19 protein-coding genes and 1 other annotated feature are annotated in these 24,149 nt (G+C 41.7%); of the genes, 5 read left to right on the top strand and 14 right to left on the bottom strand.

Translation table 11 applies throughout. The annotated features are described in order from the left end of the window. Positions 1–472: 472 nt before the first annotated feature. The 7 genes from B6A27_RS10325 to sppA form a co-directional block, all read right to left on the bottom strand. A complete protein-coding gene (locus B6A27_RS10325; protein ID WP_066146456.1) occupies positions 473–1,672 on the bottom strand; it encodes an acetate kinase in 1,200 nt (399 codons plus the stop codon). A 543-nt stretch (positions 1,673–2,215) separates the two neighbouring features. Next, positions 2,216–3,208 (bottom strand): class I SAM-dependent methyltransferase, encoded by a 993-nt coding sequence (locus tag B6A27_RS10320; RefSeq protein ID WP_066146462.1) that lies wholly within the window; start codon positions 3,206–3,208, stop codon positions 2,216–2,218. 109 nt (positions 3,209–3,317) lie between these two features. Beyond that, complete coding sequence (gene tpx / locus B6A27_RS10315; protein ID WP_080862062.1) at positions 3,318–3,818, bottom strand: thiol peroxidase; 501 nt, start codon at positions 3,816–3,818, stop codon at positions 3,318–3,320. A gap of 77 nt (positions 3,819–3,895) precedes the next feature. After that, on the bottom strand, positions 3,896–4,360 hold the full coding sequence (ytfJ, locus tag B6A27_RS10310) for a GerW family sporulation protein (protein ID WP_080862061.1): 465 nt from the start codon (positions 4,358–4,360) through the stop codon (positions 3,896–3,898). Between the two features lie 16 nt (positions 4,361–4,376). Continuing rightward, entirely contained in the window at positions 4,377–5,063 is a 687-nt protein-coding gene (locus B6A27_RS10305; RefSeq protein ID WP_231734579.1) for a DUF2953 domain-containing protein, read from the bottom strand. Between the two features lie 57 nt (positions 5,064–5,120). Beyond that, complete coding sequence (locus tag B6A27_RS10300) at positions 5,121–5,585, bottom strand: RDD family protein (protein ID WP_080862060.1); 465 nt, start codon at positions 5,583–5,585, stop codon at positions 5,121–5,123. Positions 5,586–5,599: 14 nt separating this feature from the next. Further along, the gene (sppA, locus tag B6A27_RS10295) at positions 5,600–6,610 is read right to left on the bottom strand and encodes a signal peptide peptidase SppA (RefSeq protein WP_044745923.1); all 1,011 of its coding nucleotides are present in this window, start codon (positions 6,608–6,610) and stop codon (positions 5,600–5,602) included. 122 nt (positions 6,611–6,732) lie between these two features. Here sppA and B6A27_RS10290 point away from each other — a divergent pair, with 122 nt between their 5' ends. Then, positions 6,733–7,536 (top strand): NAD kinase, encoded by an 804-nt coding sequence (locus B6A27_RS10290; protein WP_044745922.1) that lies wholly within the window; start codon positions 6,733–6,735, stop codon positions 7,534–7,536. A gap of 156 nt (positions 7,537–7,692) precedes the next feature. On the opposite strand, the gene mbcS is transcribed toward B6A27_RS10290, so the two are convergent. From mbcS to ezrA, 5 genes are all read right to left on the bottom strand, one after another. Continuing rightward, on the bottom strand, positions 7,693–9,285 hold the full coding sequence (gene mbcS, locus B6A27_RS10285; protein WP_080862059.1) for an acyl-CoA synthetase MbcS: 1,593 nt from the start codon (positions 9,283–9,285) through the stop codon (positions 7,693–7,695). 122 nt (positions 9,286–9,407) lie between these two features. After that, positions 9,408–9,620: an alpha/beta-type small acid-soluble spore protein gene (locus B6A27_RS10280; protein WP_080862058.1), complete on the bottom strand. Its 213-nt coding sequence runs from the start codon at positions 9,618–9,620 to the stop codon at positions 9,408–9,410. Positions 9,621–9,786: 166 nt separating this feature from the next. Then, complete coding sequence (gene thiI, locus B6A27_RS10275; RefSeq protein WP_080862057.1) at positions 9,787–10,992, bottom strand: tRNA uracil 4-sulfurtransferase ThiI; 1,206 nt, start codon at positions 10,990–10,992, stop codon at positions 9,787–9,789. A 5-nt stretch (positions 10,993–10,997) separates the two neighbouring features. Then, a complete protein-coding gene (locus B6A27_RS10270; RefSeq protein WP_066146582.1) occupies positions 10,998–12,140 on the bottom strand; it encodes a cysteine desulfurase family protein in 1,143 nt (380 codons plus the stop codon). Between the two features lie 355 nt (positions 12,141–12,495). Continuing rightward, positions 12,496–14,205: a septation ring formation regulator EzrA gene (gene ezrA, locus B6A27_RS10265; RefSeq protein WP_080862056.1), complete on the bottom strand. Its 1,710-nt coding sequence runs from the start codon at positions 14,203–14,205 to the stop codon at positions 12,496–12,498. 194 nt (positions 14,206–14,399) lie between these two features. On the opposite strand from ezrA, the gene hisJ reads away from it, so the two are divergent. Beyond that, on the top strand, positions 14,400–15,203 hold the full coding sequence (gene hisJ / locus B6A27_RS10260) for a histidinol-phosphatase HisJ (protein WP_066146481.1): 804 nt from the start codon (positions 14,400–14,402) through the stop codon (positions 15,201–15,203). 695 nt (positions 15,204–15,898) lie between these two features. Further along, positions 15,899–16,381 carry a GAF domain-containing protein gene (locus B6A27_RS10255; protein ID WP_044745915.1) on the top strand — a complete coding sequence of 161 codons (483 nt, stop codon included), beginning with the start codon at positions 15,899–15,901 and terminating at the stop codon, positions 16,379–16,381. Between the two features lie 48 nt (positions 16,382–16,429). Here the strand turns inward: B6A27_RS10255 and B6A27_RS10250 are convergent, their stop codons facing one another. Then, complete coding sequence (locus B6A27_RS10250; RefSeq protein ID WP_080862055.1) at positions 16,430–18,292, bottom strand: sensor domain-containing diguanylate cyclase; 1,863 nt, start codon at positions 18,290–18,292, stop codon at positions 16,430–16,432. Between the two features lie 356 nt (positions 18,293–18,648). Here B6A27_RS10250 and rpsD point away from each other — a divergent pair, with 356 nt between their 5' ends. Continuing rightward, positions 18,649–19,251 carry a 30S ribosomal protein S4 gene (gene rpsD, locus B6A27_RS10245; RefSeq protein ID WP_044745913.1) on the top strand — a complete coding sequence of 201 codons (603 nt, stop codon included), beginning with the start codon at positions 18,649–18,651 and terminating at the stop codon, positions 19,249–19,251. Positions 19,252–19,293: 42 nt separating this feature from the next. Here the strand turns inward: rpsD and tyrS are convergent, their stop codons facing one another. Further along, complete coding sequence (tyrS, locus tag B6A27_RS10240) at positions 19,294–20,562, bottom strand: tyrosine--tRNA ligase (RefSeq protein WP_044745912.1); 1,269 nt, start codon at positions 20,560–20,562, stop codon at positions 19,294–19,296. A 44-nt stretch (positions 20,563–20,606) separates the two neighbouring features. Beyond that, positions 20,607–20,834: a binding site (T-box leader), on the bottom strand. A gap of 490 nt (positions 20,835–21,324) precedes the next feature. On the opposite strand from tyrS, the gene B6A27_RS10235 reads away from it, so the two are divergent. Beyond that, positions 21,325–24,090 carry a transglycosylase domain-containing protein gene (locus B6A27_RS10235; RefSeq protein ID WP_080862054.1) on the top strand — a complete coding sequence of 922 codons (2,766 nt, stop codon included), beginning with the start codon at positions 21,325–21,327 and terminating at the stop codon, positions 24,088–24,090. The last annotated feature ends 59 nt before the right edge of the window (positions 24,091–24,149 follow it).

Here is a 24,149-nt window from a genome sequence, read left to right as displayed (position 1 = left end):
CGGCTTATAGCTCATGCGGTTGAAAAAACGAGTGGTTTTTTCTAAGTGTGATAAGATGGAACACGAAACCATATCGCATGCTCAGTCTAAGAGATTTATGACACTTGCAATCAATCCAGCTCATTCCCTTCCGTTCATCATTCCCCTAGACTAGTAGCCACAAAATGGAATCATCCATAAAAAATCTTTGCTCTCCTTTGGTACTAGCCAACCATTCCTTTATATTCTCCATCATATCATTCAAAATCCTTTTTCCTAAGGGCTATGTTATAGTGGGAGAAACGATTTTTAGGATGGCACGGTTCCAAAGCAGCAAAAAGTGAACGACAAACCTTTCCTTTTCATTCATAATAGCCATATTGGCCATAAAGGAAGGAGGGCGGGTAATGAAAACAGCTACGATTGTAAATCAGCTGTTTCTCAATTAATGTCTATATTGAAAAAAGCCAGACGTTGACGTCTGGCTTTTTTCTTATACATAGGCAATATCCGCTAAGCGAACAACATCGCGAGCGATCATAACCTCTTCATTCGTTGGAATGACTAATACTTTTACTGGAGAGTGAGGATAGCTGATAAACGCTTCTTTACCGCGCACTTTATTGAGCGACGGATCCCAGTAAACGCCCATAAATTCAAGGCCGCGCAATACTTTTGCCCGCACGACATCACTGTTTTCACCAATTCCCGCTGTAAAAATGATGGCGTCCACACCGCACATGCGAGCCGCATAGGAACCAATATACTTGTGAATGCGATTGGCAAACACTTCAAGAGCAAGCTCAGCCCGTTCGTTTCCTTCCGCCGCAGCCTTTTCAATATCGCGCAAATCGCTTGAAAAACCGGAAACTCCAAGCATTCCACTTCTTTTATTTAAAACATCGATCACTTCTTCAGCAGTCTTTCCTGTTTTCTCCATGATATAAGGAATAAGCGCTGGATCAATATTTCCAGAACGAGTTCCCATCGCTACCCCTGCCAACGGTGTAAAGCCCATCGATGTATCAATCGATTTTCCGCCTTCTACCGCTGCAATGCTCGCTCCGTTTCCAAGATGGCAGGAGATTAAACGAAGCTGCTCAATTGGACGGCCCAATAGTTCAGCTGCCCGCTGCGTCACATACTTGTGAGATGTCCCGTGAAAGCCATATTTCCGAATTCCAAATTTCGTATAATATTCATATGGCAGGCTGTATAAAAACGACTGCTCTGGCATCGTCTGATGAAATGCCGTATCGAACACCGCTACTGCTGGGACGTTTGGAAGTATTTCTTTAAATGCTTTCACACCAATAATATTCGCTGGGTTATGCAAAGGCGCAAGCTCGGATAACTCTTCAATTTCCTTTAGCACTTCATCCGTGATTAAAACAGAATCGCTGAACTTTTCGCCGCCATGAACAATGCGGTGGCCTATTCCATCGATTTCTTCAAATGAGTGAATGATCTCGAAACGAATGAGTTTATCAAGCAGCATTTTAACAGCAACGGCATGATCAGGAATTGGTGTGACCTCCTGCACCTTTTCTCCGTTTACTGTAATGGTAAACGCGGCATCTTCAAAGCCGATTCGCTCGACTAATCCTTTCGTTAATACGGTTTCGCTAGGCATATCAAACAATTGAAATTTCAATGATGAGCTGCCTGCGTTAATCGCAATAATTTTCGACATCTCCGATAAACAACTCCCTTATATTTAGAAAATAGTCCTTTGTTACTTGATAATAAAGAATGAATACAGATGAATTCTTCTCCATTTTACGATTCGTTCAACTATAGTTTCAAGCATTTCTCATGATTGTAATCGTTTGCAGAAAATATGTTTTTATATTCCTAAAATTTTAAATTGAAGCACGCGATGATATGCTTGGTAGGTGTCGTCCGAACCATCTCCGTGCTATTTAAGCCATTTCTCTCTGGACGGTGGAAGCAGCATCCATTCTATGATGGATCAACCATAAAAAAACGCCCGGATCGCGCTTCCGAGCGTTTGTCATAAGCTTCAGGCAAATATACATTCACAACGGCTGGCCTTTTCCTTTCGTCACGCGGCTGCGTGACGAAGGTGGAACAAGACACAAGACTGCTTTCAGACTCATTCATGGTTCTGTGAAGTGGACTTATTCAGCCGCCCCACCTTCGAAATTGGATCACCTGCCATCAAGCTGGAACGCGCCGTGCTCAACTAGCATCACGTGTATGGATGATCGAATTTTTATAGCCCCTGCTTTTCTGTTGTGAACCATTCGTCGATTTTATGCATCATTCCCTGCATCGCCTGCTTATTTGAAAAGCTAGGAAGCTCAGCAAGCAAGGCTTTTTTAGGAGGCTTTACGCTGCTGCCTTTCTTTTGCAAAATAAAAATGCTTTTGGCCGCCTGCTCATTTTTGAACATCGAAAGCGGGAGCTGCAACAATCCTTGTACTACCGTGTATTCTTTCACAAACGAATGGAGCTTGTCCGCTTGATCGCTAGTAAACAACGAATTGGGAATTAAGAAAAATAAATAGCCTCCTTCTTTCGTATAAGAAACGCTTTGCTCAATAAATAAATGGTGGGCATACGAATGCCCCTTTTCTGCTTTCAATATAAAGCGTGAGGCATTATCATCATTTGGATAATAGCCAATAGGCAAGTCGCACACAACCACATCCACCGGTTCAACAAACAGCGGCTGCAGGCTGTCTTGATTAAAAAAGTGGATCGAATGCTTTTGCAAATTTGCGTTGACATAAGCCACCTTCATCAGTAAATCGTCAATGTCGCCCCCATAACTTTTTACTTGTTTTTCTGGCAGATGGTTCAGCACGGCTGTCAGCAAATTCGCGGTTCCAACCGCAGGATCGAAAATCGTAAACGCAAAGTAGCGGTTCATAAATTTGCCGACTAAATAGCTGAGGAATAAGCTAACAGCGTCTGGAGTCATTTGATGATGGGGCTGCGTATGTTCCTTCATTCCTTTTAATACAGCGAGCTGAAAGGCTTTGCGAATTTCTTCATTTGTGAAGCGTTCGAGCTGAATTTGCCGATATTCGTTTTTCAATCGCTTCCTATTCAGTTCGCTAACTTCTTCCTGCAGAACATCGCCATAAAAAAAATTTTCTCCTGTTTCTGCTACAGCTTCTAAGTATGTACACCGCAGCTCTTCCTGCAAAATAACCGCTGTCTGATCGAACAGCGAAAACAAGCGTTCAATTGGTGAATGCATCATTGTTCCCCCTCTTTTATGGGTATCTAATCTTTTATTGTATGAGCGATCGTTTTTCTTTGCAATGAAAAAGACCCCGAAAGCCAATCGAGGTCTTTTCTTCTCTTCATTATTTTGCTGCTTTAGCGGCTTCAATAGCCGCTTCATAGTTCGGGTGGTTGGTTGCTTCCGAAACATACTCGACGTATGTGACTGTGTCGCTGCTGTCAACAACGAATACGGCCCGAGCAAGCAAGCGCAATTCTTTAATTAACACACCGTATGCTTGGCCAAACGAAGCATCGCGATGATCGGAGAGCACTTGAACATTCTCAATGCCGTTGGCTCCGCACCAGCGCTTTTGAGCAAATGGTAAGTCAACACTGATCGTCAACACTTTGACGTTATCTAACTTTGCCGCTTCTTCGTTAAAACGGCGCGTTTGCGCATCGCATACACCTGTATCAATGGATGGAATAACGCTGATGAGGCGAACAGAGCCTTTCGTATCCGAAAGAGTCACTTCAGATAAATCATTTGCCAAAACTTTAAAATCTGGAGCTTTGTCGCCCACTTTCACTTCATTCCCGATAAGCGTAACCGGATTTCCTTTAAATGTGATGTTGGCCATAAAAATTCCTCCCGTAAAAGTATGTATAGCGTAATCATACCGGGAATGAGAAAATTTTTCAACGATTTTGATTTCAATTAAATCCCTAAATCGTTTTTCCGTACTTCATGTCTTTCCTCTTCTTCTTTATTTCTTCGCAGCATATGCTGAAGTTTCTCAATAACCTGTGGAGCGAAATCGAGAATTTTTTCATACAAATGTGTATTTTCATCAAGATGAAGCAGCTTCACCCCAGAAGAGTTAACAACTAAAAACGCGATCGGAGTAATGGAGACTCCACCGCCACTTCCTCCTCCAAACGGATGCTCTTCGTTTGGCTTTCCGTTAGCAGACGAAACAGCTGTATTTGTGCCGTTTTGCTTCCCTTCAAGCATAAATTCGCTTCCGCCAGCGGCAAATCCAAATCCTACTTTTGAAACGGTCAAAATAACGCTTCCGTCTGGCGTTTCTACAGGATCGCCAATGATTGTATTCACATCAATCATTTGCTTTAAGTTTTCCATTGCTGTTGTCATTAATCCTTGGATTGGATGGTTGCTCATATACAAACTCCTCCTACTAGTAGCTTTCATTTGCCTGACGGCTGACGAATGATTTTAGTTTTAAACGATTACCGCGCCAATATTTCAAAATTCGTATTCCTGCTAACATAGCATACCCGATTCGAAAATGAATCATACATGTGATTTTTGTCTCTGAAACAGCTTTTTGAAATGAAGGAGTAATGGAGAGAAGCGGCTTTGTTTTTAATTTCATAAATTTGCTAACAAGTGCAACAACTCCATATTTCAACGTCCAGCCGATTCCGACAGCGATTCCCGTTTGCGCGGCATCACCTGTCCCAATGTTTGTACTCCATTCCAGCTTCGTCACCGACACACGGGCCATAAATTTTCGAATAATGACATGCAAATGGATGACGTGCCGGGCAAAGTCTCTTGTTTCTTTAAAACTATGAATAATTTCGCGCGGATCATATTTTTTTCTTTTTGCCGGGCTTTCGGAACGATGGTTCAGCTTCTCTTTATGCAAAAAAACGATTCCCGGGGATGACTCATCCACTTTAATTAAAGGAATAAGAATGGTATAGCGAATAAGTCCAAAAAATGTTTTGAATATAATCCGGCATTCATCATTATCTTGCGCATGTTGAAACAGAATCGTTATGGACAGCTTCATAAACAGAAGAATCAGCAAAAAAAGGATAATGATAGAGATGATGATGATAGCTATCACGATTCGCACTCCCTTTCATCCTATCATTGTCACCATATTGCAAAAAAATAAACCTGCTTGCGCAGGTTACTCATGAATAACGGTCGTATCAGCAATTTGATCATGCAAACCTTGTTTTTTCTTAGAGAACGCCACAAAAAGAAAGCCGATAAATAAAATAAACTTAGAAATAAACTTGCCGACAACTTCACGAAATAAGACCGTTAGCCATGTTAAAGGCCGATCGTTTAAATTCGCCACTTTCAAGCCGAAAACCATCTTTCCCAATGTTTGTTGAAAATATTTCGTCATGAGCACAAAATAAGCATAAAACGTCACAGCTGTAGCTACAGCGATCGGAGAAAACATACTTGTTTCCTCTGATGAAAGATGAAGCCATTGAAAAAAAGGGTACACAATCAAACGATTAATGCTTCCTATAATAAGCAAATCAAATAAATAAGCCCAAAAACGCATCCAAAATCCAGCATAGCGGATGATCGGAACAGTTGCCATGACCGCTTCTTCAAGGTGGGCATTTTCTTCTACCATCACTTTCCCTCCTCCTACTCCACATATAAATACATCAGGCGCGGCGATTTCGGTTTTGAAAACAATTGGACAAGTTCAAGCTCTTCAACATGATTGGATGTGAAGGCCGGTGCCAGCATGTGAAATAGCGATGCGAGGCCAGCATTATTTGTATATTTTATAACTTGTGCTCCTTGTAAATGGTAATCCCTTTTCATGGCTGCAATTGTGTCATCTAAGTACCCAAATTCATCAATCAGCTTTAACTGTTTAGCTTGGCGACCATCGTAAATGCGGCCATCTGCAATTTTACGCACCTCATCTTCCGAAAGATGTCTGCCTTCGGAGATGACTTTGACAAACCCGTCATAAGAATTGTTAATAAGCGACTGTAAAATTTTCTGTTCTTCTTCTGTCATTTTCCGAGACGGGCTCATAATATCTTTGTAAGGTCCGCTTTTGATCGTTACAAACTCCACTCCATATTTTTTTGCCAACTCTTCATAATTCACATTTTGCATAATAACCCCGAGCGAACCTGTCATGGTTTCAGGACTTGCGAAAATTTTATCCGCTGCCGTAGAGATATAGTATCCTCCTGAAGCAGCCATCGCTCCCATCGATACATAAACCGGTTTTTTCGTTTCTTTCCTTAATTTCAGAAGCTGGTCATGAATTTCTGCGCTTTCTACCACTCCGCCGCCTGGCGAGTTGACACGCAGCACGATGGCTTTCACTGTCTCATCCTCTTTAGCCTGCTCAATCATTTGCAAAAAACTGCGATGATCGTAGCCTGCTGAAGAAAATAAAGAGCTTGCTGTATCTCCTTCTTCAATAACCCCATTTACTTCCAGTACCACAATTTTCTTCGCTGTATTTCCTTCCTCCAGCACTTCTTCCTCAAAGTTTTGATTGCTTAAAGCCAGCCATTCTTCTGACCATTTCCCTACATCCTTAGTCATAAATGATGTAATTACGCTGACTAGCGATGAAATAACAAATAGAACAACAGCGATCGCCAAAGCGATCCATCGCTTGCGGTTCATCTTCATTCCCCCTTTACAAATCATTTTTTTCATAAAGAAATAAGTGGTAAACTATATGTACGATTTATTTATTTTACCATAATTATCGATGAACTAAAATATGGCAAACTGGAGGATGGATGATGGAACAAAGGCGAAATCACTTGTACTTTTTCTATAAACACGATGAACAACTGAAGAAGCAAGTTGAACCTCTGATCAAAATTGCAGAACAAAATCATTTCGTTGTAGTGGATGACCATCGAAAAGCAAATATCATTGTCAGTATTGGGGATGACGGCTCGTTTCTTCAAGCGGTACGACAAAGCGGATTTCGGGATGACTGTTTATATGCCGGCATTTCTACTCTGCCATCACGTGGGTTTTATTGCGATTTTCATATCGACGATACAGACCATATGGTGGAAGCGATGACGCATGAGCAAATTGAGGTGCGTAAATATCCTATTATTCAAGTAACCATTGATGATACAGCATCCTTTTTTTGCTTAAATGAATGCTCTATCCGTTCCGGAATTATTAAAACATTTGTGATGGATGTATTTATTGACGATTTGCATTTTGAAACGTTTCGGGGCGATGGAATCATTGTCGCGACTCCGACAGGAAGCACTGCTTACAATAAGTCCGTCAATGGAGCGGTCGTTGATCCTCTTCTGCCGTGCATTCAAGTCAGCGAACTTGCTTCATTGAATAATAATCGCTACCGCACGCTAGGTTCTTCTTTTATTTTAAGCGGTCAACGAAAATTAACATTAAAAATCTCTCCAGATGGAAACCATTATCCTATCATTGGCATGGATAATGAAGCGTTAAGCATTCAACATATTGAAAAGATTGAAATTTCTTTAAGCAGCCGCATCGTGAAAACGGTTCGTTTAAAAGATAATTCATTCTGGGAAAAAGTGAAACGAACATTTCTTTAAGCATAAAATCACCTTGCTGTAAAAAACGTTTTTGTCGTTGACAAAATCGTTTTTCAGCAGTCTGAAAAGGCTGATCTCATTTTTGAGATCAGCCTTTTTATTGAAAATGCTTTATCTTTCTTCAAAAGATCGATCTGTTGATGTCGCGCTGCTTCGCTATTTTTGCTGTGCTAGCTTCATTTCCCGCTCCCGCAGTTCAACACGGCGAATTTTTCCGGACGTCGTTTTAGGCAATTCTTCAATAAACTCAATTTTGCGAGGATACTTATATGGTGCGGTTAGTTGCTTAACATGCTCCTGCAAAGCTGGAATAAGCGACGGATCGCTCGCATCCACGCCTTCACGCAGCACAATAAACGCCTTCACGACATGTCCGCGTATCTCGTCTGGGCTGGCAACAACAGCGCACTCTTTGACAGCTGGATGCTTAACAAGCGCGTCTTCCACTTCAAAAGGTCCAATCGTATAGCCCGAGCTGATAATAATATCGTCACCGCGGCCTTCAAACCAAAAGTAACCGTCCTCATCCTTTTTCGCTTTGTCTCCCGTAATGTAGTAATCGCCGCGAAACTGCATGGCTGTCCGTTCAGGATCTTTATAATAATGCTTAAACAGAGCCGGTGTTTCAATATGAACCGCAATATCTCCTACTTCTCCAACTTGACAAGGCTCCCCATTTTCATTAACAATCTCGACACGATTCCCCGGTGTCGGTTTTCCCATGGAACCTGGCTTTATTTCCATTCCCTTCATCACACCAACAAGCAGCGTATTCTCTGTTTGTCCATATCCGTCGCGTACTTGTATGTTAAAATGCTTGGCAAATGTATCAATCACTTCCCGATTTAACGGTTCTCCAGCAGATACGGCACTATGCAAGTGCGGCAACTGATACTGGCCGATTGTCGGCACTTTTGCCATTAAGCGATATTCCGTTGGCGTACAGCAAAGAACATTGACTTCATATTTGCTTAAAAGCTGCAAATACTTTTCTGGCTCAAATCGTCCGTAATAGACAAATCCCGTTGCTCCTGAACCGAGCACCGATAAAAACGGGCTCCAAATCCATTTTTGCCATCCAGGTCCTGCCGTCGCCCACACCACATCATTCTCTTCAATACATAGCCAGTTCGTTGCTGCCGTGCGTAAATGGGCATAGGCCCAGCCGTGCGTATGGACAACTCCTTTTGGATTTCCTGTTGTCCCCGACGTATACGATAAAAATGCCATATCGTCACGAGACGTATTGGCTGCGAACAATTCACCGCTTTGCGATTCGCTTAGTTTCATCAAATGAATCCAGCCTTCCTCTTCGCGATCGCCAATGACAAATTTCAAAATGCCGTCCATATGTTGAATGGGTTCAAACTGTTCGACATATGGTTCATAAACGATCACAGCCTTAACCTCTCCATGTGACATACGATACTGCAAATCTTTTGTGCGCAGCATTTCTGAACTTGGAATAACGACGGCCCCAATTTTTAATGCTGCTAAATAAGCTTCATACGCTTCAATTAAGCGCGGTACCATAATCAAAACCTTATCTCCTTGATGAAGACCCGCAGAAAGTAAAGCGTTTCCAATTTGATTCGTTCTTTTGAGAAGCTCCTCATACGTAATTTCCTTTTTATGCCCTTCTTCATTCTCCCATTTTAACGCGATTCTCTCAGGAGCTCGCTTGGCGTGTGCCTCAATTTCAGAAGTTAAATTATATTGCTCAGGCGCAATTAAATCTTCACGGTTCATTCTCCTCATCCCCCCACTTCTTTTCTCAAAGTAAATTATACAAAACAATTAGAATTTTTTGAATAATTTTTTGAAATAATAAAGGCGGGAAAAATTCCCGCCTTCATAGCCATAATATTTAATTAAAATTGAGTAGGGTGTGCTCCACCTAATTGTTGTTGCGCCATAGCAACAAGACGTTTTGTAATTTCTCCACCAACTGAACCGTTAGCACGAGAAGTTGTGTCAGCACCAAGATTTACGCCAAATTCTTGAGCGATTTCATATTTCATTTGGTCAAGAGCTTGTTGAGCTCCAGCCACTAACAATTGATTAGAGTTGTTATTGCGTGCCATGTGTTTTCACCTCCCTTGTATCTATAGAGTGTGTGAAAACACAACGAATCATGCGTTTAGATTTTTGGTAATTTTTATATACAAATCCTATGATATGCACATGTTATATATGAACCTCCCCCACCTACGCTTGGTTTAGAAGCGGGAGGCTTTTTGGTGGAGTATGTTAAAATAAGTTCTCAAACTCATCAGCTGACGTAAAAGCCTCATCAATGACCCATGTTTCTGTGCTGGCGACCGCCGTTTCAATAAGTGGCTCTAAATCGATAAAGCTTTCATAGTAAGCCACTTTTTCTCGCTTCGGTCTTGTTTTTGGTGAGCTTGGAGTAAAAATGGTGCAGCAATCCTCATACGGCAAAATAGAAATATCATGTGTATCAATTTTTCTCGCTAGTTCAATAATTTCCGTTTTATCCATCGAAACGAGCGGCCGAAGCACAGGCGTTGTTGTCATATCATTGATGACAAACATGCTTTCAAGCGTTTGGCTTGCTACTTGGCCAAGGCTTTCCCCCGTCACAATCGCTAAGCCATTATGTTTTTTTCGCAATAAATCGGTGATTTTTAGCATCATTCTTCTTGATGAAATAAGCGAATAACCATCTGGTACTTGGCGATGGATGGTCTGCTGGATATCTGTAAACGGAACGATATGCAGCTTGATTTTGCCGCCAAACTTCGTGAGTTTTTTAACTAAATCAATCACTTTTTGCTTGGCTCGTTCACTTGTAAACGGCGGGCTGAAAAAATGGACGGCTTCAATTTCTAGCCCCCTCTTCATCGCTAAGTACCCGGCAACTGGACTGTCAATTCCTCCTGATAACATGAGCATGGCTTTTCCGCTCGTGCCCACTGGAAGACCGCCCGCTCCCGGAACATCATGACATGTTACATACGTTCCATCTTTTCGTACTTCCACGCGAACATGAATGTCTGGCTGATGAACGTTCACCGTCAAATTTTGCGTATTTCGCAAAATGTGGCTGCCAATTTCATAGTTAAGCTCGCTGCTTCCGACTGGAAACTGTTTATCCACTCGTTTAGCACTTACCTTAAACGTTTTTCCTTCATATTCATTTTGTTGAACAGCCGTTAATGCCGCTTCTCGAATCTGCTGGATCTCATTTTCGCATTTGATGGCTAAGCTGAAGGATTGAATTCCAAATACCGTTTTTAGCTGTTCCATAACCTTTTCATGTGGTTCACCATTCAATAAAATGTACATCCGGTCTCTCATGTATTCAATTTTTATATTTGAAAATGAGGCTAATTTTTTAGCAATATTTTGCTTCAAACGGACAACGAAACGATTGCGGTTTTTCCCCTTTGTCGACATTTCTCCGTAGCGGATTAAAATACGATCATATTTCATGTTCTCTACCTCGTCACTTCTTTTAATTTTTGAATGGCGTGTTGAATGGCGTGAATCGCCACAGGAATTTCTTCCAGCTTATTTTCATATGATAGGCTAATCCTTACAGCGCTTTCGGCTTTTTGTTGATCCACTCCCATGGCCATCAACGTTTTGCTCGGTGTGCGCTTTTTCGAGGAACAAGCCGATGTTGTAGAAACAAAAATATGTTGTTTTTCCAATTCATGCACAAAAACCTCAGATTTTAAGCCATTAAGCGAAAAATTAATAATATGAGGAGCGGAATGCTCAGCAGGCGTATTCAGCTGAATATCTGCTATTTTTGCTAATTCTTGTATCCAGCGTTCTTTTAGAGCGAACAAATAAGCTGCTTTTTGTTCAAAGGCAGCAAATGACAAACGTAGCGCTTTTGTCATCGCCACAATCGCTGCGACATTTTCAGTGCCTGAACGCATTTGTAGTTCTTGACCTCCCCCTGCTAAAAGAGGAGATAGACGAATGCCGTTGCGAAGGTATAAAATTCCTGCTCCACGTAAACCATGAAATTTATGGGCGGACATCGTACATAGATCGATATGCGCCTTTTTTAAATCAAGAGGAACTTTTGTCACTCCTTGTACATGATCAACATGAAACACGATTTTCGGATGTTGCTTAAGCAGCTGACCAATTTGCTCAATCGGCTGGATCGCCCCCACTTCATTATTAACATGCATGACGGAAACGAGAATCGTCTCTTCGCGAATCGCGCGAGCCAGTTCGTCTATGTCTATGATCCCTTTTTCATTCACCGGCAAATAGGTTACTTCAAATCCCATTTGTTCAAGCTGTCTGCATGGCTCAGCCACTGATGGATGTTCAATCATTGTTGTAATAATATGGTTTCCACGCTGGCGATACTGGATCGCAGCACCTTTAATGGCAAAATTATTGGCTTCTGTTCCTCCAGACGTAAAAATGATTTCATTCGGTTTAACCCCTAACAAAAAAGCCGTCTGTTCCCTTGATTGCTCAAGCAGCCTTTCCGCTTTCATTCCAAGCTCATGAAGTGAAGAAGGGTTGCCAAAATATTTTGTAGCAACCGTCATAAATGAATCGATTGCTTCAGGAAATGGCTTTGTTGTAGCGCTATTGTCCAAATAAATCACGGCGGCCATTCCTCCTTTAAAATCATGATGCCGATACATGTTCCTAAAAATAATCCGTCTTTAATAATAAAAATAAAATCGTTGAACCGCAATTACATTATTCACGAAAAAACCGATAAATATCTCAGGTGTAGATATTTATCGGCCCCCCTGCTGACAAACGTTTTCATCCCGCATTACTCGCCCCGCTTGTCCGCTCTCATAAACGGCTTGTTTTGATTCGCCACTTCGCTCGGCGGCGTTCCTTATCTGCCAAGCATTTCAAAAATAATCCAAGGACAAAATGGAAAGAAAACAGTGGTAGACAAAGTCAATATGAACTTTGTCTACCGTACCATTTATCGATTTCTTCTTGTCATACTTTTTGCTTCAGCTCTTCTTTTTCTGTAAGAAGCTGGCGGACACGTTCCAATGCGCCGGGTTCGATTTTTTCAACAGTTGCTACCGCTTGTTCAAGCGCTTGCTCATAATCATAATTTCGAAATAGCATTTCAGCTTCTTCTAAGCCCTCTTTTACGGATGGATGCCGACGGCGGTAACGGTTTCCATATTGAATGACTTTTTCCACCAGATCCGCCTGCTCGAGCATGACAAATGTGCGTTCACATACGCGTTCTACTAAAATTGACGCTTCTGCAAGCGTTTGATTGACAGCCTCCATATTCAGGGGCTTGTCGTTCAGACGCAAAGCCACCTTCGTCAAAAGCGCCTTTGCTTCATCGAGCTGCAGTTTATAAGCTTCTGGAAGACCCGGCAACCGGCTTTTTCTTACCAAACGAACCGCTTCCGATAGCTTTTTTCTCATCGACTCAAGCTGTTCGCGTGCAGCCAGCTCATCCTTGCGCAAAGCTTGAAGCATTTCCCGGAACTGTTCATGCTCTTCTTTCATTGTTTGGATTTGGGCAAAAAGCTGCTCTAACTCCTCTTTAATGACGGAATGCGCGGTTTGTTCTCCCGCCATTCGATCTTGAATTAATGCAAAACGTTTGACAAGGTGCTGAATTTGTTTTTCAATGCTGCGATGCTTTTCAAGATCTTGAGCAGACAAATGGTAACTTTGCTGAACAAATAACGTTTCTGCTTCCGTCTGTTTTGATTCTTCGCTTAAATGACGCAGTTGCTCTTCAATATGAGGGATTTCTGTTTGCACATATTGATGTGCAAACACTTCTTTTTCGAGCAGATCGTAAAGAGTATCGATTTCTTCTTTTATTTCTTCAATTCCTTGCTTCGCTTCTTCAATGCGAAGATCGTGAATATAGCTGATATATTGCTTTAATTTTTCTTGCTTCTCAGCGGCTTCCTGCTCAATTTGAAGATGTTCAAGAATATAGCCCGTTTCCTTCATTTCTCTATACCCATCTAGAAGTTCAGTCAGCTGTGCCGGAATCGCTGTCTCGCATTCATTTAACAGCACAGGAATATCCTGAAGCATTTGCGCCAACTCACTCAGCTCGTTTTTTAAGCCAATTACTACTTCTCTTGCCGCTAAATAATTTCCTGAGCTGGTCAGCTCCTCAAATTTTTGAAATTCAGCATGGGCGCTTTCCATTTTTTCCGTTAGCTTTTCCTCAGCCGCTCCAAATGTATGACGATAAGCAAGCAGCGTTTTTTTCGTTTCTCGATAAGCCGCTTTAAGCTGCTCGATCTCTGCTCGATTCTGTTCTTCGCTGCCAATAAGATCGTTCAGTTCGGAGAGGATGGTTTGAATATCCTCTTCTACTTTTCGGAGCGTTTGTTCAATCTCGCGCAGCACACCTTTCGCTTTCGTATAACGATATTTTTCAAGAAATTCTTCCGCATCAAACAACCTTTCTTCCACTGCAGGAAGCTGAACGGCTGCAATGTCATCCCATTGCTGACGCCATTTTTCAAATAGCTGCTCTGTCTCCCCTGTCATATTCAGCTGCTTTACTTTCGAAAGCTCATCCGTGACAGGACGATTCATAATGGCGATTTTCCATGCTTCCAATCGATCAATCTCACGATAGATTTTCTTTTTATAAATGTAGTTATATATCATCCCCCCGCTAACGAGGAGTAAAATCACAATTACACTTTCCATAAAAAGCCCCCTTGCACCCGAGTTAGTCGATTCAAAATAAAGAGTGGTTTATCGAGAAGGCAAAAGCATTGAAATAATGTTTTTTTAATGTTTTTATGATACCATGTTAACGACACTTTTTGACCAAAATTTTTAATTTTTTTTACAGAAATCTTCATTTTTTTCACTATAAAAGCGAACAGGGGGAATCTATTTTGCGCGATGGGCACATTCATACGCCGTTTTGTCCGCATGGCAGCCGCGATTCATTTGAGCAATATATCGAACGAGCGATCCAACTCGGATATAAAGATATTTCATTTACCGAGCATGCTCCATTACCAGCAACGTTTGTCGATCCTGTTCCCGCTCAAGACAGTGCAATGCCATTATCACAGCTCGAAAGCTATTTGGTCACATTGCAAAATTTAAAGTATCGCTATAAAAGCGACATTACGATTCGGGTGGGACTTGAAGTTGATTTTATTGCTGGTTATGAAGAAGAAACAGCCCGTTTCCTTGAAACAATCGGTCCTGAACTGGATGATAGCATTTTATCTGTACACTTTCTCCCGCTTGATGATCAATATGTTTGCATTGATTATAGCGCTGATATGTTTTCTAAGATCATTCAAGCTTTCGGCTCGATTGACCGCGTATACGAAGCCTATTACCAAGTGCTGTTGCAATCTATTGCTGCTGATCTTGGCCCGTATAAACCAAGACGAATTGGCCATATGACATTAATTCAAAAGTTTCAAAAACAATTTCCTTGTTCCGTTTCGCTGAAGGAGCACATCCTGTCCATTCTTGACGAAATTCAACGCCGCCGTTATGAAATAGACTACAATGGAGCAGGAGTGAAAAAGCCGCTCTGTCAAGAACCTTATCCGCCTCATTGGGTTGTTGCTGAAGCCATCAAGCGAAACATTCCACTGATTTACGGTTCGGATGCTCATTGTGCCGGCGATCTTCATCAAGGAAGAGACATGATGATGGCTCGAGCACTTTTTATTTGAAATTCTTTTTCTATCGTCATAAAATAAGCGCATATCCAATTTCTATTCATGCAACTTAAAGATTAAACAATCGGTGCCTGCAAAAACGCACGGTCGGGAGACAAGTTGGTAACTTGCTTCGTTCACCCGATCATCGACTGCTCACATAAGAGCATATGTTGAGGGATCAAGTGATATCGATCATCGTTGCATGTCATAACTAGCATCACGGGTTCGGATTGTTTTTTAGTCAGTAGATGGCCGGCAGCAAAACCATTTCATATAGGTCTGAAGACGGGTGGCATGAACTTTTGTCGCGTGTTTAGAAAGTCAGTGAACCTAGCTTCGACCGTCTTTTTTTCTAAGACTACCATTAAATCCTCAAGATGCATGGATACTATAAAAACTGATTTCATATTTCAGCAGAAAAATTGATTGTAATCAATCCGACATCAGTATGATTTTTTATTCATACTATCGAACATAGGAAGAAACGTCATCCATTAAACAAGGTTGGCCCTCCTTCTCTTTTTTGTCGCCTGCTAGTAGGGCAATCATGCGTATAAACGCTTTTCAGGTAAAAAAAACAGTCAATGGCTTGCCGTGATCACCGCAGCAAAACAAGAGCATCATCTGCTCATTGGGGGATCCATGTTAATGCATCAAATGACGGCTATATCCCCCTAAATATTGCAACAACGAAGGGAGCGATCTTATTGTTTCATGCCATCACTTATAACGGAACTAAAGAAGAAAATTACCATTTAGTGATTAAGCAGCTGCGCTCGCTAATGGAAGGAGAAAGCAATGTCATTGCTAATCTAGCCAACGCTTCAGCTTTGTTGTATCAATTTTTAGATGAAGTGAATTGGGTCGGCTTTTATCTAGCAGAAGAAGAAGAGCTAGTACTAGGTCCATTTCAAGGGCTTCCAGCATGCGTACGTATTCCATTTGGCAAGGGAGTGTGCGGAACAGCAGCAAAAAATCAACAAACAGAGCGCGTTCCTGACGTTCATCAATTTCCAGGACATATCGCCTGCGATGCCGCCTCTCAATCGGAGATCGTCATTCCTATCATAAAGAATGGAAAATTAATCGGCGTTCTCGATATCGACAGTCCAATCAAAAATCGTTTTGACGAAATCGATCAGCACTTTTTAGAGAAATTTGTAGAGACGTTAGCCGATTCTTTGTCATGATCCCCACCAAGCACATAAAAGGAATCCATATATCAATTAGGATTCCTTTTATGCCTTATACTGATGATGATAATCTTTAACAAATACGCAATTTTTTCCTGACCGTTTGGCCATATAAAGGGCTTCATCAGCTCGTTTAAACAATTCCGTCGCTTCTTCATGACGATTTTTTTTCCAATAAGAAACACCACAGGAAACAGTGACAGAAGGATGGGTTTCCTCTCTCACCTTAATCGCAAGGCGATTGGCAACAGAAATGCCTTTTGTAAGACCGACTTTTGGCAAATAAATAGCCAGCTCTTCTCCTCCCCAGCGAGCGCCAATATCGCTTTCGCGAATGTTTTGCTTAATAATATCTGCTACTTGGATGATGACAGCATCTCCCGTTTGATGTCCGTATGTGTCATTGATTTCTTTAAAATTATCGATATCCACTAAAATAAACGTACCGAACGCATCTCTTTCCATTGATTTTTGGAGCTGTTCATCTAGATAATGACGGGAATACAATTTGGTCAAATAATCTGTCACTACGAGGCTTTCCAATTCCTCCCGCAGCATAGCATTGGCGAAAGCCAGCGTGGAATGATGAATTAATGATTGAAGCAGCTTAAACATTTCAAATGTAAAATAATAAGGCTGACGATGCAAAACGATGACGACTCCTTTTAATACTCTGTTTTGCACCATTGGAACAGCCATTAGCGAACGAAAAACAGGGGCGGATGACGATGCGTCTATTTTAGCCTCTCCTAAAAACACCATGTCCCGTTCTGTGCGAATTCGTTTTGAAACAAATTCAACATACTTTTTCCCTTGACGCGTGCGGAAAAAGGGTGTACTTCCAGGCTGTAGCTTTTTTTTATCAGAATCAAACAAAAAGAAACCGACTTCTTCGGCACCAAATGAAAGCTTAATCTGTTTGACCATAAATTCCAAAGCGTCCTGTAAGCGCAAATTAGCATTCAAACAATGCATCGTTTCGTTAATCAACTGCAAATCGGCAACCAGCCTGCGTGACTGCTCGTACAACTTCGCGTTCTCAAGCGCGCTTCCCGCAGTATTTGCCAACAATGAAATGAAATTAATTTCACTTTTCGGGAACTCCATAATATGTGGTGCAATAATTTCAATAACTCCATAAACACCTTGCGCACCTTTGATCGGTGCGTACAAAATTGATCGCTGAAGAGCAATAGAATCCTCAATTTGAACCTTTCCGGTTAAAAATGCCTGCATGGCTCCCATGTTTTCATCGGCATCTTCAAACATAATTGTTTTGATTGGCAAGCGGTCATGATATTGATGATCGTGGGACAAAAATAAATAGTATGTAAACGAAGGATAGACTTCTTGCAATGTTTCGATAATTTCTTCCAAAACATCTTCAATTTTCATTGATGCATGAATTTTAGTTGTGAAATGGTGAAGGAGCTCATATCGTCTTTCCTCTCCCAATCCTCGCGAAAATTTCTTCATTTTGCTAAACAACCGAGAAAAGTCCGCTTCAATTTGTTCGAGAAACGAAAGGCTCCATTGCCGCTTTATATAGATAAGCTGCAAAACCCCTAAAAACTCTTCAGAATGCCAAAGAACAATTTGTGCAGCTGTATATTGTTCATCGCGCTCATAGACATGGACTTTTTTCATCGAGCTATCTTCGTGAAATTTGGTATTAGGTAAAAAGTCGTAAAAAGGTTCTCCTTCTTTTGTCGTAACTTCGGGATAAAAGACTTTTTTAAAAGGATCAAATAAAAACAGCGTGGCTTCCTCTAGCATAAACTCCTGCTTCAGCAATAGAAGCAAGTGCATCATAACTTTTGAAAAATGGTCGTACTCCTCATACGACAGCATCCAATCAAAAAACTTTTCTTTAAAAGCTGTATACGCCTCTTTCTCCTCTATTTTCATCATTCCATTCACCTGCATCTATAGTCTTGTCTCTGTAACAAAAACACCGCCATTTATTGAAAAGAGTGAAAGTTTTTTTCAAAAAATTACATCTTTTATTATACCATACGAACGGACTATAAAGAAATAAAATGTTGAGGTTGACTTTATTTTATAAAAATCATATAATATCGTTTGTGTAAAATATAGCAGCCTATGTGGTCACCTTTATTGGTTCATTTTGTTCCTCTTCGTCAAGAGGTGTATCGTGTAACTCTTAGCTGCTAGAGCGAGGATACATGAAAACAAAATGGCCTTAATTGTTGATTCACGTCTGCTTTTATTTTACCTAAAATAAAAGCAAAAGGAGGAGCATTATGGCTCGTTATACAGGTCCAACATGGAAAATTTCTCGCCGTCTTGGCATCTCATTAAGCGGTACAGGTAAAGAGTTGCAAAAGCGTCCTTACCCACCAGGCCAACATGGTCCAGGTCAACGTAAAAAACTATCTGAGTACGGCTTGCAGTTGCAAGAAAAACAAAAGCTCCGTCATATGTACGGTGTAAATGAACGCCAATTCCGCAAAACATTTGACGAAGCTGGAAAAATGGCTGGTAAACACGGTGAAAACTTCATGATTCTTCTTGAATCTCGCCTTGACAACCTTGTTTACCGTTTAGGCCTTGCGCGTACACGTCGTCAAGCTCGCCAATTAGTGAACCATGGTCACATTCTAGTAAATGGAGGCCGTGTAGATATTCCATCGTATCGCGTGAAACCAGGACAAACTATTTCTGTTCGCGAAAAATCTCGCAACCTTCAAATCATTAAAGAAGCGTTAGAGGTTAACAACTTCGTTCCTGATTACTTAACATTAGATGCTGAAAAATTAGAAGGAACATACACTCGTTTCCCTGAACGCTCTGAGCTGCCAGCTGAAATTAACGAGGCATTGATCGTTGAGTTCTACTCTCGTTAATGTGAAAAATCCCTCTGGAGTATTCCAGAGGGATTTTGTTTACTATGATTTATATTGGATCAAATGGTACTTTTTCTTACCGCGTCGGATTACGGTAAACTGTCCTTCCACACGGTCCTCTTTTGTCAAGACTTTATTCACATCCTGTACCCTTTCGCCATTCACATAAATCGCGCCATTTGTTAAATCCTCACGCGCTTGTCGTTTCGATGAAACAATTCCGCTCGTGACAAGAAGTTCAAGAAGAGACACTTCCTCTGCTTCTCCTGTATACTCGAATGATGGAACATCGTGGAATCCTTGTCTAATCTCATCTGCTGTCAACTCAGAAATGCTGCCGCTAAATAAGGCCTCGGAAATTTTTATGGCTTGCCGCAGCGCCTCTTCTCCATGTACAAGCTTTGTCACTTCCTCCGCCAATGCTTTTTGCGCTGTGCGTTTTTCTGGCGCTTCCTGTAATTCTTTCTCTAGCTGTTCAATTTCCTCTTTTGTTAAGAATGTGAAATACTTCAAGTATTTGATCACATCCCGATCATCTGTATTAATCCAGAACTGGTAAAACTCATATGGAGACGTCTTTTCTTTATCAAGCCAGACAGCGCCGCTTTCCGTTTTACCAAACTTTGTTCCATCCGCCTTCGTGACTAAAGGAAGCGTCAAGCCAAATGCCTTCGCTTCTTCTTCCGTCTTGCGGATTAATTCTAATCCTGCTGTAATATTCCCCCATTGGTCGCTTCCGCCAATTTGCAGCCTGCAATTTTCATTTTGATATAGCTTTAGGAAATCAAAGGATTGCAAAATCATATAGCTGAATTCTGTAAAGGAAATGCCCGTTTCAATTCTCGATTGAACAGATTCCTTCGCAAGCATGTAGTTTAAGCCAAAGTTTTTTCCGACATCCCGCAAAAACGAAATAACATCCAAAGAACGAGTCCAGTCATAGTTGTTCGCAATTTTCGCTGGATTTTCCGCCGTATCAAAATCTAAAAAGCGAGATAGCTGTTCTTTGATTTTTTCGCTCCATTGCTGTACAATCTCTTTTTCGTTCAATGAGCGCTCGCTTTTCCTTCCACTTGGATCACCAATGAGGCCGGTTGCTCCACCAACGAGCGCAATAGGAAAATGTCCTGCCTGCTGAAATCTTCTTAAAGTCAAAATCGGTAATAAATGGCCGATATGCAGGCTATCAGCTGTCGGATCAAATCCGCAATATAAGCTGATTTTCTCTTCAGATAATAATTTTTCTAGTCCTTCGTGATCTGTGACTTGATTGATAAGCCCACGCCACTCTAATTCATGAAGTAAATTCATGCGCTTCACCTCTCCATAAAAATTAAAAACTCGTCCCTCCACATTGAAGGGACGAGTGTTGATCGCGGTACCACCCTACTTAGAGAGCATTCTGCTCCCTCGCTTGTTTGGATAACGGCCTCTCACCGTCTTTTGCTACTGAGCATTCGCAGAGCCGTTCGCAAAAGAAGCTCCAGGAGGTAATTCGCGTCTACCTTTGCACTGGTTCACACCAACCACCAGCTCTCTGAAACAGGGAGATAAACACTACTCATTCCTGTCATCGCTTAAATCATTCATTTTAGGATATACATGTTTTTACCACAATCCATTTGAATTGTCAAATATGATCGCAAAAAAGGACAAAAAGTCATAATATTTGACATTTTATATGATATAATAAAACTAATTTTTATTCTCTTACATTTGCCGTTAGCTTTCCAACCGAATGGATTTGGCTTTTTCTCAAAAAAAACCGAACGCCTTTTGCTGCATGATTGTGTAAAAGCCTTTACATGGAACGATTCGCTCCATCTATTCGTGAAGGATGAACTTCATGAACCGGGAAAGATGGATTCATTAGCATGCTTGTGGCGTAAGGTCAAATCGCTCACCCGTTGTCCTTGTGCTGCACGAAATCAAAAACTCACGGTCGAAAGGCAAGCCGGTCATCACCTGCTCACACAAGGATAAATGTTGAAGCGTCCATATTGCGACATGCTCAACTTATACTGGGACATTCACATATTTTTTAAGACATACTTGATTTTTATGGAGGCAAACATGGAACAGCCAAGACAACCGTTTTCCCTGCAAAAAGCGTTGCGAAACCTATATATCACGTATGAAATTGTGTGGAATGTTTTTCTTGTGTTCATCATTTTGCTTATTTGCGCTGCCTGCTTTGCTTTCGGAGTCGGTGCTGGTTACTTTGCCTCTTTAGTAAAAAATATGCCGGTTCCATCGTATAAAGAAATGAAAAAGGATATTTACAACTATGAAGAAACGACCCATATTTATTTTGCTAATCAGGTATACTTAGGCAGCTTCCGTTCCGATTTAGAGAGAGAGGAAGTGTCGTTAAAAGAGGTGTCCCCCTATGTTATTCAAGCGATTATCGCTACAGAGGATGAATACTTTTATACTCATCGCGGCGTAGTTCCAAAAGCAATTGCGCGCGCTTTGTTTCAAGAAGCAACGAATTCCTCCATGCGCACAGGCGGCAGCACGCTGACACAACAGCTTGTCAAAAATCAAATTTTGACAAACGAGGTATCTTTTGAACGCAAAGCCAAAGAAATTTTGCTTGCCCTCCGACTTGAACACTTTTTCAAAAAAGAAGAGATTTTAGAAGCGTATTTAAATGTGGTTCCATTCGGGAGAAATTCATCCGGTCGCAATGTTGCCGGCATTCAAGCAGCGGCAAAAGGGATTTTTGGCATTGACGCAAAAGATTTAAACTTGGCGCAGGCCGCTTTTTTGGCAGGTCTTCCACAAAGCCCATTCGGTTACACTCCGTTTACGAGCGATGGGCAAGTAAAAAAGGATCTTTCTCCAGCTCTGGAACGAATGAAATTTGTATTAAAGCGAATGAAAAGATTAGGCTATATTTCTCAAAGCCAATACGAAGAGGCTTTGAAATATAAGATTGCACAACATTTTGCACCGCCGCAGCCATCGCCATTTGAAAAATATCCATGGCTTACAATGGAGATCGAACAGCGATCAAAAGATATTTTAGCAGCTGTTTTAGCGCAAAAAGATGGTTATGAGAAAAAAGATTTACAAAACAATGCTCCCCTTTATCAGGAATATATAGCGAAAGCAGAAAAGCAACTACGGCAAAATGGATACGATATTTATACGACCGTTGATCAAGATATTTACGATCGCATGCAATCGATCGTCGCCAAGTATCCGTATTTCGGCCATGACGTGATCAGAACAGAAACCAATCAAGCGGGGCAAACCGTTCAGAAGACCGAACCGGTGGAAGTTGGAGCCATGCTCATTGAAAATAAAACAGGAAGAATCATCAGTTTTGTCGGCGGTCGAGACTACCACCGCCAGCAATTAAATCATGCGACGCAAGCCTATCGTTCAAATGGCTCCACGATGAAACCGCTTTTAGTTTATGCGCCAGCTATGGAAATGGGGGTTGTTCAGCCTGGTTCTGTCATTCCCGATGTAGATCTGTACGTTTCGACACCGAGCGGCCCATATCGTCCGAAAAACGCCGATCGCCGTACGCACGGGCTTGTATCCGTGCGACAATCTTTGCAGTATTCCTACAATATTCCGGCTGTCAGAACCTACATGAGAACGATTCATCAACGGCCGATCGCCTATTTAGAAAAAATGGGATTTACCAGCCTGACCCAATCGGATGCCTCCAACCTCTCGTTAGCTCTCGGAGCTTTAACAAAAGGGGTAACGGTCGAAGAGAACGTGAATGCATATGCGACCTTCGGCAACTCTGGAGCGTTTGTCGATGCTTATTTAATTGAAAAAATCGTCGCTAAAAACGGGGAAATCGTCTATCAACATCATAGCACTCCTATTCCCGTCTTCTCCCCGCAAACTTCCTATTTAATGATCGATATGATGCGCGATGTTATTCGCCAAGGTACAGCGGCATCCCTTCCGTCATTTTTAAAATTTCAAGCTGACTGGGCGGGAAAAACAGGGACGGGACAAGACAATAAGGACGCGTGGTTTGTCGCTACTAATCCTAATGTCACGTTTGGCGTTTGGATGGGCTATGATACACCTGCTCCATTGGAACAAACATATAAAGGGCTTTCTTACAGTAAACGAAACTTGTTGCTCTGGGCGCAGCTAATGAATGCAGCTTACGATGTCAAGCCAAGCTTGATTGCTCCAAAGCAACGGTTCAATATGCCAGGTGGAATTGTCCGCCGTGCCTATTGCTCGGTATCCGGACTTGTTCCATCAGACAGCTGCCAAAAAGCTGGATTAGTACGCTATGATTTATATAACACCAAGTTTACACCAAGAGAAGAGGATCGCTCCTTAACAAACGGGCGCTTTGTTGAAATCAATGGAAAGCGTTATGTAGCACTTGCTACAACGCCACGAGAATTCACAAAAGATGGAATTATATTAAGCAAGCAGATGCTCGACAAGCTCGGTATTAAGGAAGCAGATGCTGCAAAGCTGTTTCCAGATTCTTATACAGCAGCTGAAGAATTAAAAGAGAATGGCAAACGGCCAGATTCCCCTACAGCACGCTGGTCCAATCAAACATTGATATGGTCTGCCCTCCGTGAACCTGATGTCATCGGGTATCGAGTATACCGAGCGATTCATGAAGGTGCTTCGTTCCAAATGGTCGCAGCCATTAGAGCCGGCCAGCCGCTATCCTTTAACGATGGATTAGGCTCTGGTGTTTATTATGTCACGGCCGTTGATATTGCTGGAAAGGAATCCTCTCCTTCCAATGTGGTTGTCAAACAGACGAAGCCGGCAGAAACACCAACAACAACCAAACCATCCTCCTCGGCTCCTGCCTCAGAGGATGCACCATAGATACATTTTATACGTAATAACGAAAAACGGCTGACCCAATATTCGCGTCAGCCGTTTTT

This window comes from Anoxybacillus sp. UARK-01 (genome assembly GCF_002075365.1).
Taxonomy (GTDB): domain Bacteria; phylum Bacillota; class Bacilli; order Bacillales; family Anoxybacillaceae; genus Anoxybacteroides; species Anoxybacteroides rupiense.
This window is presented reverse-complemented; position numbering and strand designations above follow the sequence as displayed.